Here is a 19,688-nt window from a genome sequence, read left to right as displayed (position 1 = left end):
TTTTCAGCCTATTGCTTACTTTGAGCCCACACGGCTTAGCCAGTAATGACAATATTTTGAGTTCGCCTATGTGGCTAAATGTGACACCTAACGTGCATTTAGATAAATCTCAGCAAGCGATGTATTTTGAAGCTAAACAAAGTCGTTATCTTTGGCTGGCAAAAGGTCAATGGCTGGAGCTGGATAGTACAACATTTAATTCGTTTATTTACAGCTCGGGGACCAGTCACCTTGCCCAGCAGAGACTCAATGTGAGTCGCGATTTTATCTGTGAACAAGCCAAGTGTCAGTTACCGATTGCATCATATAACCGCATTTTAAAAATCACCAATCACCTTGATGAAGGTGTAACCTTAACGGCAATGGTCGGTGAAACAAACCGTCACCGTGATAGCTTCCGTCGCGCCGTAAAGCTACCACGAGCGGTAACTCGTTTACAATATGGTCAAAATATTGAGCATTATTATCACTTTAAAGCGGGCGAAAAAGTAAAACTGTACTTTCAACACGCTAAAAAATTAAAACTAACTGTGCGCAAAGATTTACTAAATAAATATATTAACGGCAAAGTCTATACCTATGTAAATGAGCAACCGATCAGTGTGCTCGGTGTTATTGCCAGTCGCGCCAGCGAGTATAGTGACCAACACATTGGTTTGGCCAATACCGATTACTTAGCAATAGATAAAGGTGAATACCTAACTATACGTAGTGAAACAGACGCTTATATTAAACTTGAGCAAAATCACAGAGCAATTTTTGATGATCAAGCAATGGATAAGCAACAAGAACGTTTGTTTCAACCATATTGGGTTAATAATTTAGACAACACGCTGCGTGCTATCTACTCTCAACACGACTTATCACAGCTAAACAATTCACCTTATCAAAGTGGTGAATTACTTTCGCAACGTCGTTATCAAGATTTACTTAGCACAATTTCATCTCGCGATTTTCTTGTTCCGAAGTCGCAGGATAAAGCGTACTTTAATAGTCAATTTAAGCAGTTTGATAGCTTTAGCGGACTGCGGATGGTTGATGATACTGGCTACCCTGTACTATCAGAGCACTATGCGCAAATACATCAATTAGGCCAGCAACAGCATCAATTTTCTCTAAACAATAAACAGCGCGTGAGAACGACGATAACACTGCATGCGCGCAGCAGTGTCGATAGCCAATTGTTAGTTCGCAGTGGTAACTTAAAATGGCATTTAACCTTGCTAAAAAGCGAAAATTTTGCCGCTTTTGAGTTAAACGTGCCTTTAACAACAACTCAATTAAGCATTCAGAATCTTCAGCAACAGCGCCAACCAATTGAATACGTAATGCAAAGTGATCAATTACTAGATTTACCAAATAATGAATTGCTCTATGCACAAGCAGGTACGCTAAAAGAAAAAAGTAATCTTATTCATAACTTATTGGCCCAGCAAATTAGCCAAATCGGTGATGAGTTTACTGCCGCACTGCTCCCTTATAAACCACTGAAAACAAAAACTGCGGCAATAACTTCCACTGATACTATGCATTGGCAACATCAACTCGGTGAAGCTGAGTATTTAATGGCAGAGCATCCACTTCAGGCACTGCAATTAATTAAAAAATTAGTCAACGTGCCCAATACAGATATTGCAATTAAAGCGTGGCAATTGCGTCTCACTATTTTGATGGCGCAAGGGCGCGACGCTTTAGCCAAAAGCTACCTTGAAGGGCTCTACAAAAGCAGCCAAGAAGTGGCTATCAAATCCTATGCTGGCAATCAGTTGATACAACAATATCAAGCATTAGAGCAAGACTATAAACTGCAAGGTTTATGTGCCAATGCTTTAGATTTATTAGCGCCATGTAGGAACATTTTGATTGCGCTTGCAATCAAACAACAAAAAAACTTACTCGCATTGTGGTTAAGTCATGACTTACCTAATCAAGCGGCATTGCAAACAAGCTTTGCAAAATTAAATTGGCGCGATTACAGCGAAGCAGATATTCAACAGCCCAGCTACGAACTTGATTACCCAGGCACGCAAACGCTTGCCAGCCCAACGGGGTTAATACAAGCACTGGTGGTTAATAAAAGCCAAGCGGTAACATTCAAAGCGCAAAGCCAACCACTCACAATTGCCCTAAGAGCGCGCAGTACCAGTGTTCAAAATGGTCAATATAAAATGAGCTGGTTGTTTGCACAACAGGCATCGCAATCATCAAAATCAGCGCAACACACTGTACTGCCAATTTTTTCTGATATTAACTCGCAAACCCTATTACGCAATGATGCTCAACCGCTGTCGATCTCCAGTGACGCGTTGATCACATTACAAGCTGGTGAGTCAGTTCGCTTATATAGTGATCAACAAACATTTATTTCCTATAAAATACTCTCGCAGCCATTGACGACAACGTATAATTATCAAAATATGGCAACCCGCTATTTTTGGCAAACACCATTTATGGCGTTGCTATATGACACCGATATCAACATGCAGACGTTATTGAATAATACCTTATTTAAGTTAGCGGATAAAACGCTAACCACCAATGAGTACACGCAAGTTTTAGCGAAAGTAAATGCCCTGAGCTTACCTCCACAACTCGCGCAGTTATTTTCACGTATACAAAGTTATGGCCAGTGGGTTCCTCTACAAGACTATACTGACTTTGCTGGCACGCAACTCATTGCTGTGGATTCTCAAGATGAGAGTAGCTATAGCGACCAATTACTGCGTACCAGTAGCCAAGGCGGTTTTACGCAAGGATTAGTCTTACGCCCACATCATGATTTACATATTGACTTGAGCCAAACCCGCTCAGAACAAATTCGTTTAAACTTTCATTTTTCGGTCGCAGAGTTATCTGCAGCGGCTGACTTATCCCAAGGGAATGTCGCGAACGTTGCAATAAAATTAGCCACATCGGAAAAAGTTTGGTCAATACAACCTGATAAACCAACTGCATTTGGTTTTAATAAAACTGAGCTAACCGATAATGTGCTCTCGTTGCAATGGCTTAATCCTTATTTATCACAAATGATGACAATCAGCGCACAAGAGTACCGTAATGGTCGCTGGTATGACTTACCGCTTAGCAATAACTTGTTATTTTACACTGTTCTGCCAGAGCGGCATTTAATCGCACAATTACCAGCCGATCGCTTAGTTAAGCTCGAGCAAATGCTCCCAAGCAGTATTGTTGGTGAATTTGAACAACGCCTTGAACGCAGCTTTTTCCACCCAGCAGGTAAAATAGAAGTCAGCACCGACAGCATCAAGCACGTTCGCTTATATACTTGGCAATTGAGTGAAAGCAATCATAAAATATCTAATTTTGAAGCCGAGCAAAACAGCTTCGCAAACACCGTAATTTACCAACTGCCCGTTGCTCAGCGTGCCCTGCAAACTGAGATCGCACAGTTTCATCCAGACGACTTAAGCTGGCAAGCATTTATTAATTATGACCGCCGAGGTATTTTTGAATCTAGCGAAAACGTCCCTATTCGTCATAGTATGGATGTTGGCGCTAGGTTTCGATTAAGTGACGATGAGAATTGGTATCGTCTTGATCTTACTTACTCTTTGAGCGAACAAGATAGCGAACTATTTTCGATTGATGGCTATCATTCTTGGCAAGATCATGACAGTCCTTGGTACGTCGACAGCGCCTTGCAAACCACATGGCAACCAAGTCAAGCAGACACTGACAGCCAATATGCATTTAATACCTATGTGCAGATTGGTCAGATCTGGCGCATTGATGAAAGTCATCGTCATCAATGGCAAATAAGTCCATTCTACAGCTACAGCAGTGCTAATATTGAAGACTTTTTATTTGATCCTAAACTCAATTCAGACATTTATAATTTTTATCGCGAAGATCACCCGCATGGTTGGCGAGGCGAATATCAATATCGCTATCAACCGTGGGTTGATAGTTACTTTAATTTTCTCGCCGGCAGCACGTCCAATGCCGATTGGACAAGCCTAGATATTTTGCGTTTTGGCGCATCTTGGCATCAATATTATCAAGGGCAAATCTTCCAAGCCGGATTAACCAGTTACTATAAGTTTGCTGATAAACATCGCCCTAATAGCACATGGCAATACATCACCAGTGTAGGTTGGCGAAAACAGCTGCCATTAGGTAACTTTTCACAAGGGTGGATCAAAGTACGTTGGGACCAAGATTGGTTTAGAAATGACCATAACATCAGTCTCGAGTTTTCGACTGGCAATATAGCTGACACCGGTTTTGGTGTTTTCTCTCACGACGAAATTATTTTTGAGTCACTGCAACTCAATCACTTTTTAGAGCAGAATTAATATGGCAAACACCAAGAAAGTTACTCCCTCTAGCGAATTAAAAGATCGCTTAGAACATCTATTGTTTGCTGATATTGCTAATTTTTGGCTGGACCTTTATCGCCAAAAATACCGTCAACTTGTTGATGAACTAGCGCAGTGGGAATTGCTGCAAAATATGCCCGATGGCGAAGATCAGGATATTTGGCTATTGCGCCAAGCAATTGCTTTTCTACGTCATCGCGTAGAACATAAACAGCAAAGTTTACAAAAGTTGGATGCCGGTTATCTGCTTTTTATTGAAAGACTCAGTCATGCAGAAATCAGCGCCGAACGTGAATTCCATATTTTAGATTACGCTCAGCAACTAGGCGCCACGTCTGAACAATTACGCCAAGATAAACTTGCCTTTAATCGTTGGTTTGACGAAGGTGCTGTGATCAACCGTTACCAAGATATAGTCGCTGATATTGAACAAACTCTTAAATTTTTAATTGGAAAGCTTGGCGACTTAAGTAATCGCTATTTAAAAAAATCTTCAAACGATATAGCAAAAGCGTGGCAAACTCTGGACTTAGAGAGCTTCTTTTTACAATTATTAACCAAGACCGATAATGAACATGTAAGAAATGCGCTATACCGTGCCTTAGCGAATCAAGTACAACTGATGCATAACTATGATGGCGATCCAGAGCTAAGTGCAAATTTAATTGAAACCTTAGTATTAGCATTAGAAGAGGTGAATACACCGCATTTAGCCCGTTTGGATATATTAGAAATTTTGATCCATCAACGGCCAACCTACATTCGTGCATTTATGCAGCAGCTGATCCAACAAACTGATCAGTGCCAACTTAATGCTGAAGAACGGTTATTTATTTTAGCTGCGTTACCAAAAATTTTAACCAGCCAGAACACATTGAGCCACTTATGTGAAAACCTGTTAATGCAGTTAGCCGAACACAGTTATCCACGAGTAAGGCAAAGTGTTATAGAGCAAGCTGGTAATTTTTCTGTCAGTTTTTTACAAAATTTATTAACCGAACGATTAAAAATAGAAACCGTTGATGCCGTGCGCTTTACGTTAGTTAAACAACTAAGTAGCCCTCGTATAGATACCGACAACTTTGCATTCAAACTCTGGTGGCAACTATTAAGTGGTAATGAAAGCTTTGCCATTAAACGTTTAACGTTAGAGCTCACTGCTCGTATGATGCTCAATCACCAATTAGAGACAAACCAACCAAATAGCGTTTTCACAACTTATATCAATTGTTTAAATGAACGATTGCAGAGCGAGCCGGTGCTGGCTATTCGCCGTTTTATCAGCCGTACCAGAGAGCAATTAGTTGCATTTGAGCATCAAAATTTAATGGCTGAGTTAGAGCAAGTATTACCAAACTCTGCAACCCTATCTCAGCTCGATAAAGAATTAGATGAAGAGTTACTTGGTCGCTTACTCAGTCGTAAAGCTCAGCAAAGCGAAGGCTACAATGTTAGTAAAAATAAATTAACATGGCAGATCCGCAGTGGTTATCGTTATGCGTTTAGGTTGTGGCGTTTTATACATGAATGGCGCAACCCAAGCACAGACAAACGCCAAAGCTTTAATCATAGCAAAGCCCGAAAACCATCTGCCTTTATGCATGTGCCTAGTTGCTCTGTAGCGGAGATAAGCACTACCAATGTTCCTGGCGAACCGTTATTTGATACTGATGAATACTCAGCGCGGCCACATTTACCGTTACCTGATTTCTTACTCTCGGTACTGAGCCAAGACAATTTAAAACAGCCAGCAAAGACCTATACGCCAGATGGTATTTTATTAGTTACCCCGCCAAAGTCATTATTTCAGCGAATTAGCAGTTATATTTGGCTAAGTATTAATATTGATAGTTTAGATACGCAACGTAAAGGTAACGAAATAGAGCAAAACAATTACCTGACAGCACTCAATAAGCATGGTTTTAGTTTTGAATTTAAAGCCTATGGTGAACAACTCGGTTGTACGTTTGATGTAGAGCCAAATATTAGTAAGCTTTATAATAAGCTAAGTTTTTCTCCACTACTGGTAAATATTTGGCTGAATTTTAAAGAGTATCTTTACTCAATCTATCAAAACAGTATTGGTCAGCTTATCTTTTTTGTAGTTGGTTTTATGGTTTATTTTTGGGGACGTCATATTCGCATAAGCCGACGTATAAAAACCGACCGTCAAGCAATTCCAGTCAGTATTGGTGGTTGGGGCACCCGAGGTAAATCTGGCACTGAACGCTTAAAAGCCGCGCTGTTCAGCAGTCTTGCGTTAAAAGTAATAACGAAAACAACGGGCTGCGAAGCAACCCTTATTTATGCTCGCTCCAATGGTGAACAATTTGAAGTGCCCTTATTCCGCCCATTTGATAAAGCCAGTATTTGGGAACAAAGTGATGTTTTACATTTTGCTAAAAATGTCAAAGCAGATGTCTTTTTATGGGAGTGCATGGGCTTAACACCTCGCTACGTCAAAATACTCAGGCAGTGGATGCAAGATAACTTTTCAACTATTACCAATGCCTATCCTGATCATGAAGATATATTAGGACCAACAGGTATTGATGTGGCTAAAGAAATGGCAAACTTTATCGCCCCCAAAAGTCAGGTTTTTACTAGCGAACAAACCATGTTCCCTATTTTAGATAAAGACGCTACACAAAAAAGCAGTACCTTAATTCAGGCACATTGGGGCGATGGTTATCAAATCACACCCGACATTAGAGCACTTTACCCATATGAAGAGCACCCGGATAATATTGCTTTAGTATGTAAGATGGCAGCCTACATTGGCCTGGAAAAAGACTTTGTATTTAAAGAAACAGCACAGCGTATAGTACCTGACATTGGTGTTTTACAACACTTTAGCCCTGTACCTTTTACACATTTTAGCATGTCATTCGTTAATAGTATGTCAGCCAATGAACGCTTAGCGACCATAGAGAACTGGCGACGCTTAGATTTATTTGGCCTAAGCAAGGATCCAAGTAAACAAACCATCGCCTTGATTAACAACCGAAATGACCGTGTAGCACGTTCAAAAGTGTTTGCCCAGATGCTCGTCGAAGATTTACCGTTTGATAAAATGGTTGTCATTGGTACCAATGTTGATGGCTTTTATAGCTATTACTTGCACGCTTTTGCTGAGCGCTTTGAACGAATAATTAGTAATAATGATTTACAGGAATTAGAATTGTTGTGCTCTCAGCTACACTGCATTAAAGAAGCAGATACAGTTGCCGAAATAATGAATAAAGCACTTGAAGGTAGCTACCAGGCAAAAGAATTTACCGCCTTGAATAATGCAGAGCAATTTACTGATTGGCTCAATGGACAGGCACAAACATTAAGTGAACAGCAGCGGATAAGTTTGCAAGATGTTTTTAATCACTATTTAAGCTATCAACAGATGCGGCCTTTGTTGAGTGATTTAAAAAAGAATCAACATAATTTACAAACAATATTATTGGAATTAGTCAAAAGTAAATGCATATTAATTACTAACTCCAAGGTCACCCCCGATCAATTAACGATCATGCTAACGGCACTTGCGAGGCCTCACTGTCACCAAGTCATCATTGGTATGCAAAACATTAAAGGAGCTGGCTTAGGCTATGTTTATGGCTGGCAACAATGGCAAAAGATTTACGATAGCATAAGTATGCTTTTAGATAACAATTGCTCAGCTGAACAGTTTAAAAAAACCTTAACGCGCTTATCACTGATCAGTACATTTAGTCAGCTTGAGCATGCTTATTTAAGCAGTGCGTTATTAGAGATAAAAAAAATGCATCATGCGCAAAATGAATACAGCCAAGCAGAGCTTGTGCATATTAATGAACGTTTGAATAAACATCAGCAACAGCTAGACAATAAAACCGACAGCCAGCAACAAGGCCCATTAAAAAGATTTGCCAGACAAGTGGCTGAATCATTTTTAGATGCTGGGGCTGCTGTTAAACGCAAAAAAATTGCCAACCAAGTTTATAAAGATATCGCAACCCAGCGTATTACTCTTGAAAAAGCTATTACGGTCTTAGGAAAGCTAAATCGCAATCAAAAGCCCGGCTGGTTAACATTTTCAAATAAAGATAATAGCTAAGTTAATCATACCGTAAAAACCTACAAAGCCTTAATTACTAATTAAGGCATACCGACCTAAACAAATGTATTAACTTAATTTTCAGCTAAAATTTTAGTTATAAAATAAGTAAAATATTTTCAAAGTAATTACATTCAGCAAGTCACTGTTTGCAAATGAATTATTTAAAAAAGACAAATAAAGCAGTGAATTATTGCGAAAACGCTCATGTTCAACATTTGACCGAACCCAATATTTATAGCAAAATAGTACCATGAATTGTTAATGAAAATGTTAACAAAAACAAAATGAATTACTTGGTAGGAAAAGTACTATGAAAAACTCATTGTTTAAGCTTGCAACATTACCTTTATTGATCGCTTCAGGCTTTGCAGCAGCATCAACGAACCTAGTAGCAAATGGTTCTTTTGAAAACACTGCAACAATTTCTGGAACATGGGGATTATTAAATCAAGTCTCAGGTTGGCAACGTTCAAACAATGCTAAGTTTGAAATCCAAACCAATAAGCTTGGCCTTATCAAACCTCAAGATGGCAGCCAGTATTTAGAGTTAGATTCGACAGCTAATTATAGCGTTTCGCAAACATTGAATACTGATGTTGATCATAACTATGAAGTAAGCTTTTATTATTCAGCACGTGTAAGTGGTGATGCAAATACTAATAAAGCAGAAGTATATTGGGATGGTGAGTTACTCGATACGTTAAATTCAACCACCAAAGACTGGCAAAAGTTTACGTACACTGTAAAAGCAAGTTCAGCAGCAACCGAACTTAAATTTATCGGCGCAGGTAAATCTGATTCATTAGGTGCGTTTATTGATGATGTTAAAGTAACTAGCCAATGTGCATCTGGCTTATACGGTATTAATAACTTCGGTACGAATGAAGAAGGATTTGTTTACTTTTTCAATACTGACACAAACACATACTCTAAAGTAACGGGTTTAAGTAACACGGCATCAAATATTGCATCACATAATGGTGTTTTATATTTCATGGAGCAATTAGATAGCTCGACTAAAATCTCGCAAATTTTATCACTTGACCTTGCTACGAATGAGCAGGCATTGGTTACATCTGCAACTTCGTACCCGATTTACCGCTCTGCAATGAACGCTGATGGCACAACATTACGTACCACAAGCAAAACATACATGTACGATTTTGACCTAGCTACAGGTGATAAAACAGTACTTGGTAAATTAACTTTCCCTGGTGATTCGTTCGCTGATGGTGATATTGCTTATTCAGCTGATAATAATGTTCTTTACGTTCTTACCGGTAAAGCACTTTATACTATTGACCAAGGTTCAATGGAGTTGTCTTTAATTGGTGAGCATGGTGTTGATCAAGCATCTGGTATCGCAATTGCTGCAGATGGCACAATTTATGTTTCAGGACGTGTAAAAGGCGAGAACGCTAAAATTTACCGATTAGATCAAAATACTGCGGCGGCAACATTCATTATGGATGGCCCTTCACATGTTAATGATTTAACGTTTGTTGATAGTAACTACTGTAACTAATTTACACTGTTAATAAGTCTTTATTTAAAGGCCGAGTAATTTATTACTCGGCCTTTAGTATTTGTTACACAATGCCACCTTATTTACCCGCTATACAAAAAATGAGCAAGTGTCATTTCATTACGCTTATTACCGCAAAGCCCCTTAGTGCCTTACGCTGACGCTTTAAAGCCATCAGTAATCTAACTATCGCAAGCACTTCCCCTGCACTGCCCGTGTATGTATACTTAGGCGCAATTGTAGCTAGGATAAGGGTGTGACTCTTACCCACTAAGCAATCTTAGTGAGCAAACCATTACCTTAGCTGCATTAAAAATAATATTCATGGCCACCCGTTCTATTTGTGTTGAAAGCACATGAACGACCAAAGCAAAAAATATAAGGCCGCAATAATTAACGTTGAGTTAGGAAGTAAATATGAGTTCATTACCTAAAGCAGGTGATTTTTTAGGGCATCCTAAAGGATTATTTCTGTTGTTCGGCACAGAAATGTGGGAGCGATTTGGTTATTACGGCATGCGTGCCATTTTAGTACTTTATCTTGTTGCTATTGTCCAAGACGGTGGTTTTGGTTGGAGTAATGCAGACGCACTAAGCCTTTATGGTACGTTCACAATGGCGGTTTATATCACTCCATTATTTGGTGGTTGGTTAGCTGATAACGTACTTGGTCAACGAAAAGCTATTATCATCGGCGGTCTACTAATGGCTGCTGGCCATTTTACTATGGGTATCCCCCACGATATGTTAGCCGGCCAACAAGAAAACGTATTTTATATCGGTCTTGCTTTATTATGTATGGGTAACGGTTTATTTAAACCTAACATCTCAACTATGGTTGGCGACTTGTATAAAGAGGGTGATCAACGTCGTGATGGCGCCTTCACAATCTTCTATATGGGTATCAACTTAGGTGGTGCGCTTGGTCCACTTGTTGCGGGTTTCGCAGCTGCATCTATGGGTTGGCAATATGGCTTCATTGTAGCAGGTGTTGGTATGCTTGTATCTGTGGCGATGCAAGTGGTTTTAAGTAATAAATACTTAGGTGATATTGGTGTTGTTCCTGCAGCTAAATTAGCGCAATCACAATCAACTTCAGATACCAAAGAGCCGCTAACTAAAGTAGAAACTGACCGTATCAAAGTTATTTTCACTATGAGTGTATTTAGTATCATATTTTGGATGGGTTTTGAGCAAGCCGGTGGCTTGATGAATTTATTCGCAAATGATTACACAGACCGTATGTTGTTCAACTTTGAAATTCCAGCCTCTTGGTTTCAATCATTAAACTCTATTTTCATTATCATTTGTGCTCCTATCGTTGCCATCGTTTGGCTAAAACTTGATAAACGTGAACCTAATTCACCCGTTAAGTTTGCCATTGCGTTGATATTTTTAGCGCTTGGTTTCATCACTATGATTTTAGCACTTATGACTCAAGGTCACGGTGAGCCGTTACAGATCAGCATGATGTGGTTAGTGTTATTTTACTTATTCCATACTCTGGGTGAATTATGTTTATCACCTATCGGCTTATCAATGGTGAGTAAACTAGCACCACTGCGTTTAGCATCAATGCTAATGGGTATTTGGTTCCTATGTACTGCGGTTGCAAATAAGATTGCAGGTTTCGTTGGTTCATTCTTAGGTGAAGGCGAAGAAGCGCTTGATAACGCATTAGGCATTTTTATTGGTTTAGGTGCCACTGCTGTTCTCTCTGCTGTGATCATGTACTTACTAAGCGATAAGCTTGTTAAGTGGATGCACGGTGCAGAAGGTCAACACGAGCCACAAACACAAGAACACATTTTAGCTGAAGAGCTTGAAGTAGTTGCTGAAAAACCGTAACTCTGTGTTTATTATCTCCCCACAAGCTATGACGCTTGTGGGGATTTTTGTTGCTCTATTTATATCACCATGATTAATTCCTGCCAACCAAACGTCGATTTAAGTTACGATATTAATAAGGCTGACTTCAAAGCGCGTAACAAAAGATTATAAATTACTTTTCAACAGCTTCATTAAACACATCTGATAGGCCACCACGCACGTTCAACGAAACGCTGTAGCACTGCTAGCAAAATGCCCCAGCCATTACTAGTGACCTTAGCTTAGCGCAGAAGAGTTAGTTTTTTAACAAATACGGCTCTAGCGTAAACAATTTATTACACCACGTATATTTAATAAGGGGTGAATAGTTCCTTTATTTGATTATTTACCCCCTTAAATAAGAATAAATTAATTCTATTTATCAATAAGTTAACAAAAGTTTAAGTTACTTAATACAAGACCTTTCAATACAAATCTCAAAACCAAGCATTAATGCTTATGCATTTTAAAATGATCGTCCCATTTAATTTACAAATAGCCTGCTAGCTAAATAGATGCGAACTCTTCCCCTTTGTCTAGTTATAGTTAATTATCTGCGCATCAGACACAACAAGACGCAGTGTTTATTGCGGGAGAATTATTATGAGTGAAGTAACTAACCCTTTAGGTTTGGTAGGTATCGAGTTTACTGAATACGCTACACCTGATGCAGATTATATGGATAAAGTATTTACCGATTTTGGTTTTTCAAAGCTCAAAACATTTAAAGGTAAAGACATTGTTTATTACAACCAAAACGATATTCACTTTTTACTAAATAATGAACGTGATGGTTTCTCTGCAGAGTTTGCAAAAAGTCATGGTCCTGCAATTTGTTCTATGGGTTGGCGTGTAGAGAATGCTCAACAGGCATTTGACACCGCAGTAGCCCGTGGTGCAAAACCCGCGACTGATTCAACTCATAAAGACCTACCATACCCGGCAATTTACGGTATTGGTGACAGCTTAATTTATTTTATTGAGCAATTTGGTGACAAAGGTTCAATCTATGAGCAAGACTTTGAAGACTTAAGCGAACAAAACATTGTTGATGATAAAGGCTTTATTCGCATCGACCATTTAACTAATAACGTTTATAAAGGCACTATGGAAACATGGGCTAACTTTTATAAAGACGTCTTTGGTTTTACTGAGGTTCGTTACTTTGATATCAAAGGCCAAAAAACAGCCTTGATCTCTTATGCTCTTAAATCACCGTGCGGCACCTTCTCGATTCCAATCAATGAAGGTAAAGGCAACGATAACAACCAAATCGATGAATACCTTGGTGAATACAATGGCCCAGGCGTGCAGCATTTAGCATTCTTAACAGATGACCTAGTAAGCTCACTAGATAAGCTTGATAAATCAACCATTGCCACGCTTGATATTATCCCTGAATACTACGATACAATTTTCGATCGTGTACCTTGGGTTGCAGAAGATAAAGAAAAGATCCGTGAACATCAGATCTTAGTCGATAGCCAAAGTGAAAATTGCTACTTGTTGCAAATTTTCTCGAAAAACTTATTTGGCCCAATCTTTATCGAGATGATCCAACGTGTTGATGACGGCGGTTTTGGTGAAGGTAACTTCCAAGCACTGTTTGAATCAATCGAGCGCGACCAAGAGCGCCGCGGCGTTTTATAAGCACCGTATTGTAAATTTAAAAAGCAGCGTACTTCGCTGCTTTTTGTCGTTTCATCAATATTATAAATGACAATCTGAATTTCACTGTTTAAATCGCGCTATTCATCACCATATCCACTGTAAAGCGCGACTGACTAAACCAAAGGAAATGTAATGAGTTTAATTAACGAAACCCATGATATAAATTTAACTAGCTGGGTTGCCTCAGCGAACGTTGCAAATTGTGACTTCCCAATTCAAAACCTACCATTTGCAGAAGTACGTCGTAAGAACTCTGACGAAGCTTTTCGTGGTGCCGTTGCCATTGGCGACCAAGTTATCGACCTTGCCAAAGTAAACGAGTTAGCTATTTTCTCAGGCGATGCACAAACAGCCATAGCAGCAGCAAGCCAAGCAACATTAAATGAATTTATGGGTCTTGGTCAGCAATATTGGTCAGCGCTACGTTTAGCATTATCTAAAGCATTACGCGAAGGCGCCGCTGAACAAGCTAAGTTAAGCGACGCATTAATTGCCCAAGCAGACATTGAGTTTGCATTGCCATGTCGTATTGGCGATTACACTGACTTTTACACATCTATCTATCATGCAACAGCAGTCGGTAGCTTATTCCGTCCTGACAACCCGTTACTGCCTAACTATAAATGGGTCCCCATTGGTTACCATGGCCGTTCTTCATCAATTGATGTGTCAGGTCAAACCTTTCATCGCCCAAATGGTCAAACTAAGGCGCCAGACGCTGAAGTACCATCGCTTGGTCCGTGTAAACGTTTAGATTATGAGTTAGAGCTAGGCATTTATTTAGGTAAAGGTAATGAATTAGGTGATGCCATTGCTATCGAAAACGCTGAAAACCATGTATTTGGTTTTTGTGTATTCAATGACTGGTCAGCACGTGACTTACAGGCATGGGAATACCAACCATTAGGTCCATTCCTTGCGAAAAACTTTGCTTCAACTGTATCACCGTGGATTGTAACCACCGAAGCATTAGCACCTTATAGAACATCATGGACTCGTGATGAAAATGACCCACAACCATTAGATTATTTAGAATCAAGCCAAAACCGTGAGCTTGGCGCCTTTGATATAAAAATGGACGTACAAATTGAGACCGCTAAAATGCGTGAACAAGGTGCTGCACCTTCATTAGTATCTAAATCAAGTTTCAAACATTCATACTGGACAGTGGCACAAATGGTGACTCATCACACAGTAAATGGTTGTAACTTTATGCCAGGTGATATGCTGGGCTCAGGTACGCAATCAGGTCCGACTCATGAAGAAGCCGGTTCATTACTTGAACTGTCTCGTGGTGGTAAAGAAAAAATCACCCTTAATAACGGTGAACAACGCAGCTTTTTAGAAGATGGCGACAACGTTATTATGCGTGGTTGGTGTGAAAAAGCCGGTTTTGCTCGTATCGGTTTTGGCTGCGTAGAAGGAACGGTTCTTCCTGCTAAGTAACTAAGTTGTAAACATTTATTAAATGTATTTATTATAAGGAGGCGACCAACGCCTCCTTTTTTAAGATTAATTACAATTTTTTACTGGCTTTTTCAGCTCAGATTGCTATCTTAATTCGGTTAATAGCCAGTGTTTATAAGCCATGTCAGCATTTATTAAGTCTTTTTATCACAAATTATTCCCAGCTAGACAGCTGTTGATCCGCCAAAATGGTGAGGTTAAACATGTGATATTAGCACCTTGGTTACAAATATCAGCCGTAGCTATTATTTTAATTGCTTTAATTTGGTTGGCTGTTTCGACCCTGCGAATATACTCTCAAACCAACAAGATTTCCGATATCGAACAAAGCCAATTATCAAAACAACAACAGTGGCAGCAACAAAGTAAAGAACAACAAGCACAATACGATAAACAGTTAGCCCAGCTTGCGGTGCTAGAGCAAAAGCATGCTTTATTGCAGAGCATGATCGATTCTTTACCTGAGTCGATGAGTAATCCCACACTGCCAGCAGCGCCGCCAGAAGGTGAACTCGGCGAACAACAAGAAGAGTTCCACGAACCATTAGTTGATGAAAACCCTAACAGCGCACACACTCTTTCACTCTCTGACTCTGTTAATATCGAGCAACGTTTTGCACTACTCGATAGCCAATACCAACACAGCTTTTTACAAATAGAGCAACAAATAGAACGCCGCCAGCACGATATTTTAGCGATGCTCAAAGGTGCAGGACTTGATACCGCCTTGGCGCGTCGTCTAGATGGTGATATGACAGAAACCGCGCAAGGTGGTCCGCTGGATTTATTTGATGAATCAAAGATCCCAGCTGAATTTTTAGTCATCGCAGATAAACTATTGGCGTTGAATAAGCTTGAAAATTTACTCAGTGAGTTACCGCAAACTCTGCCTGCAGCAAATTACTATATTTCGAGTAGTTTTGGCCTGCGTAAAGATCCAGTGAATAACCGTCATGCTTATCATAAAGGTGTTGATTTAGCAGGTTGGCATAAAACCGAAATATTCGCCCCCGCTGATGGCACTGTATTACGCGCAGGACGCAACGGTGGTTATGGTAATTTTATCGAACTGCAACATAAAAACGGCTTTGTAACTCGGTTTGGTCACTTAAATAAAATCAACGTTAAAAAAGGCCAAACGGTAACCAAAAATGATGTTATCGGATTAATGGGCAGCACTGGCAGAAGTACTGGCACTCACCTACACTATGAAGTATTACTTAACGACAAACATGTCAATCCAGTCAAAATAACAAAGGCGCTTTCTCGTGTTCGGTAAAAAAAAATCAACAGTAAGTAGTTCTGCAAATTCTCAACTAAAAAGAACTAGCCACACTCCTTCGATCATTTCTGAAGATGTTCGCTTAACGGGCAGCTTAGTGAGTCAAGGTGAAGTACAGCTTGATGGTCGCATAGATGGTGATGTTCGTGTTAACCATTTAGTTATTGGTAATACCGGTTGTGTTGAAGGCTCAGTGGTCGCTGAAAGCGTGATTGTAAAAGGTAAAGTAATCGGCTCGCTCAACGCCAGCAAAGTAGTTATTGAACGTTCAGCGCAAGTGCACGGGGATGTTTATCAAGATACTTTAAGTATTGATGCTGGTGCAATTATTGAAGGTAACTTAAAACAACGCCATGAAGCTGAAACGGTTGAATTAATTACCAATAACGCAGAATCAAAGCCGGAGCTTACATCTGCGCTCAGTGAAGGTGATAATGACTTGTCGTTTTTCAACAAACAAGCCGCAGAGAAAAAATAATCGCTTTATTTTACTTTTTCTTAGTAACGTACATCGTAATATCAGCAGTGAAGACCAATTCACTGCGAGTATTGTAAAGCTTCACTGGCACCACTAAATCCTCTTTATCTAGCCATTGTCTTGGCATTGCAATTTCTGCCACAGCTGTGACATCAGTATCAACCTTCGCTAAGTACTGCACCGTCATTCCTTTAGGGATCCAGCGATGAGTTTTATATGGCACGGTAGCATCAACCATCACACCGGCACATAACTCAGCTAAATTACATTGCGCAATAGCATGGATAGTCCCAATATGATTGTGCACACTCCGTCGGTTTTTAACCATTGCGCTGCAATGTCCGTCACGTAAATCTAAAACAGTGGGTTTCATGGAGCCAAAATAAGGGGCTTTAAAACACACGACTTTAGTAAATAACCAATTGCCAAATGGTAGACGCTTAAAACTATGCCATGCAGTTAAAACTGTAGATTTATTACTCATTATTATTTTCCATTGAATGTCGCTATTGCAAAATTAGCACATCAGACCAGTTAGCAAAAGTGCATTTATACTTATAATCTTACTAGCTATATTCTTATAGATGGGTCATATGCCCTTTCTTTTTTATCTTTGCAGACCTAAAATACGCGGCAAAAGGAGCACTCATGCCAACAACCGATCGCCGCAATCATCTTAGTGTTATTTTAATTCTCGCTCTTCTGGTTATATTCTGCCCATTAGCGATTGATATTTACTTACCCGCATTTCCTGATATAGCGCAAGCATTGGCTATTGATGAGCAGCAAGTGCAACTTACCGTCGCTATTTTTATGCTGACGGTTGGCTTAGGTCAGCTTATAGCAGGTCCTTTAGCCGACAAGTTTGGCCGCCGTCCAGTCGCACTATTTGGCATCACACTGTATGGATTTGCCGGGATGTTGGCTTTTTTAGCACCTAGTTTTAGCATTCTGATGCTTGCACGTGCACTGCAAGGTTTTGGGGCTTGTGCCACTTTTGTAGTTGCATTTGCGATTGTTCGTGATACCTACGGCAGTGCTAAAAGCGGCCAAATGATCACTTACCTAAATGGTATTGTGTGTTTTATTCCGGCGTTAGCACCTATTTTAGGCGCTTGGCTGACTGTGCAATTTGGCTGGCGGATAAACTTTTTATTTTTGGCGGGGTTTGCTTGTGTTGGACTAATGATCACTGCCATATATTTTAAAGAAACACGCCCTGCGGATAGCCACTATGAGGGCCACATACTCGATTTACGTCGTTTTATACCAATCATTAGCACGCCTATTTTTCTTTTTAATAGCCTAATTTGTATGGTGGCAATGTCGGCTATTTTAGCTTTTGTAACATTAGCACCGGGATGGATCATGACCGAGTTAGGTGGATCGGTCAGCGATTTTACTTTTTGGTTTACTCTCAATGCCATTGTTAGCATTGTAGCTAGCTTTATTGCACCATTGTATATCAAACGCCATAGTCAAAAAGCGTTACGCATAGGTATGAGTTTATTAATTTTCTCTGGTGTACTGATTTTAATTCTCGGCCAGTTTAAAAGTGCCTTTGCTTTTATGCTGCCAGTGTTGATTGCTGCGCTAGGCTTTGCACTTAGCTTAGGCTCAGCGGCTGGAATGGCATTGTCACATTTTGCTAAACAAGCAGGTACTGCATCTGCGTTAATCGGTTTAATGCAAATGAGCGGCGCTGGAGCATTGGTTATGCTCACCCAAGTGCTCCCTTTCAATGCGCCCGAGTTTATTGCTTTTCACTTATTATTATTGCTGCCACTGTGGGTTATACTGCTCAGTAATAAAGCACACGCTTATCACCCTAAAAACACATAAAAACAATGATCAATTTTGAATTTTTACTGTCATTTTTAGCCGCGAGTTTTTTAATCGCTGTTGCACCAGGTCCTTCCAATGCTTTTTTAATGGCGCAAACTTTTGCCAATGGCCGCGCAGCAGGCTTACAAAGCGCATTTGGTTTTGCTTTAGGCGGAGTGGCGCATACTTTATTTGCCGTTGTCGGTCTTACGGCTATCCTAAAAGCCTCAGAAGTGGCTTATACCAGCGTACAATACGCTGGTGCTGCCTACTTATGTTATTTAGGTGTTATGATGTTTAAAAGCACATTTATCCAGTCAGAGTGCAGTAGCGAAGATAAACCCCATGTAAGCACCAAGAAAAAAACTAATGTTATGTTTCAGGCTATGATGACTGAAGTGCTCAACCCTAAAGTAGCGTTATTTTTTATTGCGTTTATTCCGCAGTTTGTTGATCCAACCCTGTCATCATCAACTACATTTCAATTAGCTTTCTTTGGCTTACTGTATCCACTTTTTGCGTTTCCGATTGACTGCACGTATATTTACTTTGGCGATAAAATTGCAGGCTACTTTCGAGAGCACCCGCAAAGCCAAATTTGGATTGATCGTATAACAGGTGTAGTATTTGTAGTTCTTGCGGTTAATCTACTCATCTAAAAAAAAAGAGTCAACATGGAACAAAAACAGCAAACCCTTCCAGCGCAAAAAAATATTGCTTTAGTTGCACACGATGGTAAAAAAGCAGCCTTGCTAGCCTGGTGTAATAAACATCGCGATAACCTCAGTAAGCACACTTTATATGGCACAGGCACCACAGGTCATTTAATTGAGCGAAATACTGGACTTGAAGTTATCAAACTACTTAGTGGCCCTATGGGGGGCGATCAGCAGTTAGGCGCTAAAATTGCGGAGCATGAAATTCATGTGTTGATTTTCTTTTGGGACCCCCTTGCATCTCAACCTCATGATCCGGATGTTAAAGCGTTATTACGCTTAGCTGCGGTATGGAATATTCCAGTGGCGTGTAATGAAGTCAGCGCAGATATGATTTTAAGCTCGCCTTTGATGCATAACGAGCTTGAACGGTCATTGCCAGATTACGAGAAATACCTCGCAACCCGACAAGTCATTCTATAA

At 39.9% G+C, this 19,688-nt stretch carries 12 protein-coding genes; 11 read left to right on the top strand and 1 reads right to left on the bottom strand.

The annotated features are described in order from the left end of the window. The first annotated feature begins 68 nt into the window (after positions 1-68). From H5201_RS05110 to H5201_RS05075, 8 genes are all read left to right on the top strand, one after another. Positions 69-4,316 (top strand): hypothetical protein, encoded by a 4,248-nt coding sequence (locus tag H5201_RS05110; RefSeq protein WP_182783863.1) that lies wholly within the window; start codon positions 69-71, stop codon positions 4,314-4,316. A 1-nt stretch (position 4,317) separates the two neighbouring features. Further along, complete coding sequence (locus H5201_RS05105; protein ID WP_182783861.1) at positions 4,318-8,430, top strand: poly-gamma-glutamate synthase PgsB; 4,113 nt, start codon at positions 4,318-4,320, stop codon at positions 8,428-8,430. Positions 8,431-8,743: 313 nt separating this feature from the next. After that, positions 8,744-9,958 carry a hemolysin-type calcium-binding protein gene (locus H5201_RS05100; RefSeq protein WP_182717063.1) on the top strand — a complete coding sequence of 405 codons (1,215 nt, stop codon included), beginning with the start codon at positions 8,744-8,746 and terminating at the stop codon, positions 9,956-9,958. 417 nt (positions 9,959-10,375) lie between these two features. Next, on the top strand, positions 10,376-11,806 hold the full coding sequence (locus H5201_RS05095) for a peptide MFS transporter (protein ID WP_149980828.1): 1,431 nt from the start codon (positions 10,376-10,378) through the stop codon (positions 11,804-11,806). Positions 11,807-12,430: 624 nt separating this feature from the next. Continuing rightward, positions 12,431-13,477 carry a 4-hydroxyphenylpyruvate dioxygenase gene (hppD, locus tag H5201_RS05090; protein WP_145237345.1) on the top strand — a complete coding sequence of 349 codons (1,047 nt, stop codon included), beginning with the start codon at positions 12,431-12,433 and terminating at the stop codon, positions 13,475-13,477. 153 nt (positions 13,478-13,630) lie between these two features. Further along, positions 13,631-14,944: a fumarylacetoacetase gene (gene fahA / locus H5201_RS05085; RefSeq protein ID WP_182717062.1), complete on the top strand. Its 1,314-nt coding sequence runs from the start codon at positions 13,631-13,633 to the stop codon at positions 14,942-14,944. Positions 14,945-15,086: 142 nt separating this feature from the next. After that, complete coding sequence (locus H5201_RS05080; RefSeq protein ID WP_182717061.1) at positions 15,087-16,244, top strand: M23 family metallopeptidase; 1,158 nt, start codon at positions 15,087-15,089, stop codon at positions 16,242-16,244. After that, the gene (locus H5201_RS05075) at positions 16,234-16,725 is read left to right on the top strand and encodes a polymer-forming cytoskeletal protein (RefSeq protein WP_145237352.1); all 492 of its coding nucleotides are present in this window, start codon (positions 16,234-16,236) and stop codon (positions 16,723-16,725) included. Before H5201_RS05080 ends, H5201_RS05075 begins: the two co-directional genes overlap by 11 nt. 10 nt (positions 16,726-16,735) lie before the next feature. Here the strand turns inward: H5201_RS05075 and H5201_RS05070 are convergent, their stop codons facing one another. After that, on the bottom strand, positions 16,736-17,209 hold the full coding sequence (locus tag H5201_RS05070) for a hotdog fold domain-containing protein (RefSeq protein ID WP_182717060.1): 474 nt from the start codon (positions 17,207-17,209) through the stop codon (positions 16,736-16,738). Between the two features lie 164 nt (positions 17,210-17,373). Here H5201_RS05070 and H5201_RS05065 point away from each other — a divergent pair, with 164 nt between their 5' ends. The 3 genes from H5201_RS05065 to H5201_RS05055 are packed head-to-tail and all read left to right on the top strand — an operon-like array spanning position 17,374 to position 19,688. Then, positions 17,374-18,567 carry a multidrug effflux MFS transporter gene (locus H5201_RS05065; RefSeq protein ID WP_182717059.1) on the top strand — a complete coding sequence of 398 codons (1,194 nt, stop codon included), beginning with the start codon at positions 17,374-17,376 and terminating at the stop codon, positions 18,565-18,567. Positions 18,568-18,572: 5 nt separating this feature from the next. Beyond that, positions 18,573-19,208, top strand: coding sequence for a LysE family translocator (locus H5201_RS05060; RefSeq protein ID WP_182717058.1), 636 nt, complete (start codon positions 18,573-18,575; stop codon positions 19,206-19,208). A gap of 15 nt (positions 19,209-19,223) precedes the next feature. Then, positions 19,224-19,688: a methylglyoxal synthase gene (locus H5201_RS05055; RefSeq protein ID WP_145237363.1), complete on the top strand. Its 465-nt coding sequence runs from the start codon at positions 19,224-19,226 to the stop codon at positions 19,686-19,688.

Source organism: Pseudoalteromonas sp. SG43-6, assembly GCF_014164365.1.
GTDB lineage: Bacteria > Pseudomonadota > Gammaproteobacteria > Enterobacterales > Alteromonadaceae > Pseudoalteromonas > Pseudoalteromonas rhizosphaerae.
Note: the sequence above shows the minus strand (reverse complement) of the source record. Positions and strands in the feature narration are given on the sequence as shown.

Bases quoted from the DNA above. Each gene is read 5' to 3' on its own strand.
- H5201_RS05095 (WP_149980828.1), top strand. From the start codon at position 10,376: ATGAGTTCATTACCTAAAGCAGGTGATTTTTTAGGGCATCCTAAAGGA.
- hppD (WP_145237345.1), top strand. From the start codon at position 12,431: ATGAGTGAAGTAACTAACCCTTTAGGTTTGGTAGGTATCGAGTTTACT.
- H5201_RS05060 (WP_182717058.1), top strand. From the start codon at position 18,573: ATGATCAATTTTGAATTTTTACTGTCATTTTTAGCCGCGAGTTTTTTA.
- H5201_RS05100 (WP_182717063.1), top strand. From the start codon at position 8,744: ATGAAAAACTCATTGTTTAAGCTTGCAACATTACCTTTATTGATCGCT.
- H5201_RS05105 (WP_182783861.1), top strand. From the start codon at position 4,318: ATGGCAAACACCAAGAAAGTTACTCCCTCTAGCGAATTAAAAGATCGC.
- fahA (WP_182717062.1), top strand. From the start codon at position 13,631: ATGAGTTTAATTAACGAAACCCATGATATAAATTTAACTAGCTGGGTT.
- H5201_RS05055 (WP_145237363.1), top strand. From the start codon at position 19,224: ATGGAACAAAAACAGCAAACCCTTCCAGCGCAAAAAAATATTGCTTTA.
- H5201_RS05070 (WP_182717060.1), bottom strand. From the start codon at position 17,209: ATGAGTAATAAATCTACAGTTTTAACTGCATGGCATAGTTTTAAGCGT.
- H5201_RS05110 (WP_182783863.1), top strand. From the start codon at position 69: ATGTGGCTAAATGTGACACCTAACGTGCATTTAGATAAATCTCAGCAA.
- H5201_RS05065 (WP_182717059.1), top strand. From the start codon at position 17,374: ATGCCAACAACCGATCGCCGCAATCATCTTAGTGTTATTTTAATTCTC.
- H5201_RS05080 (WP_182717061.1), top strand. From the start codon at position 15,087: ATGTCAGCATTTATTAAGTCTTTTTATCACAAATTATTCCCAGCTAGA.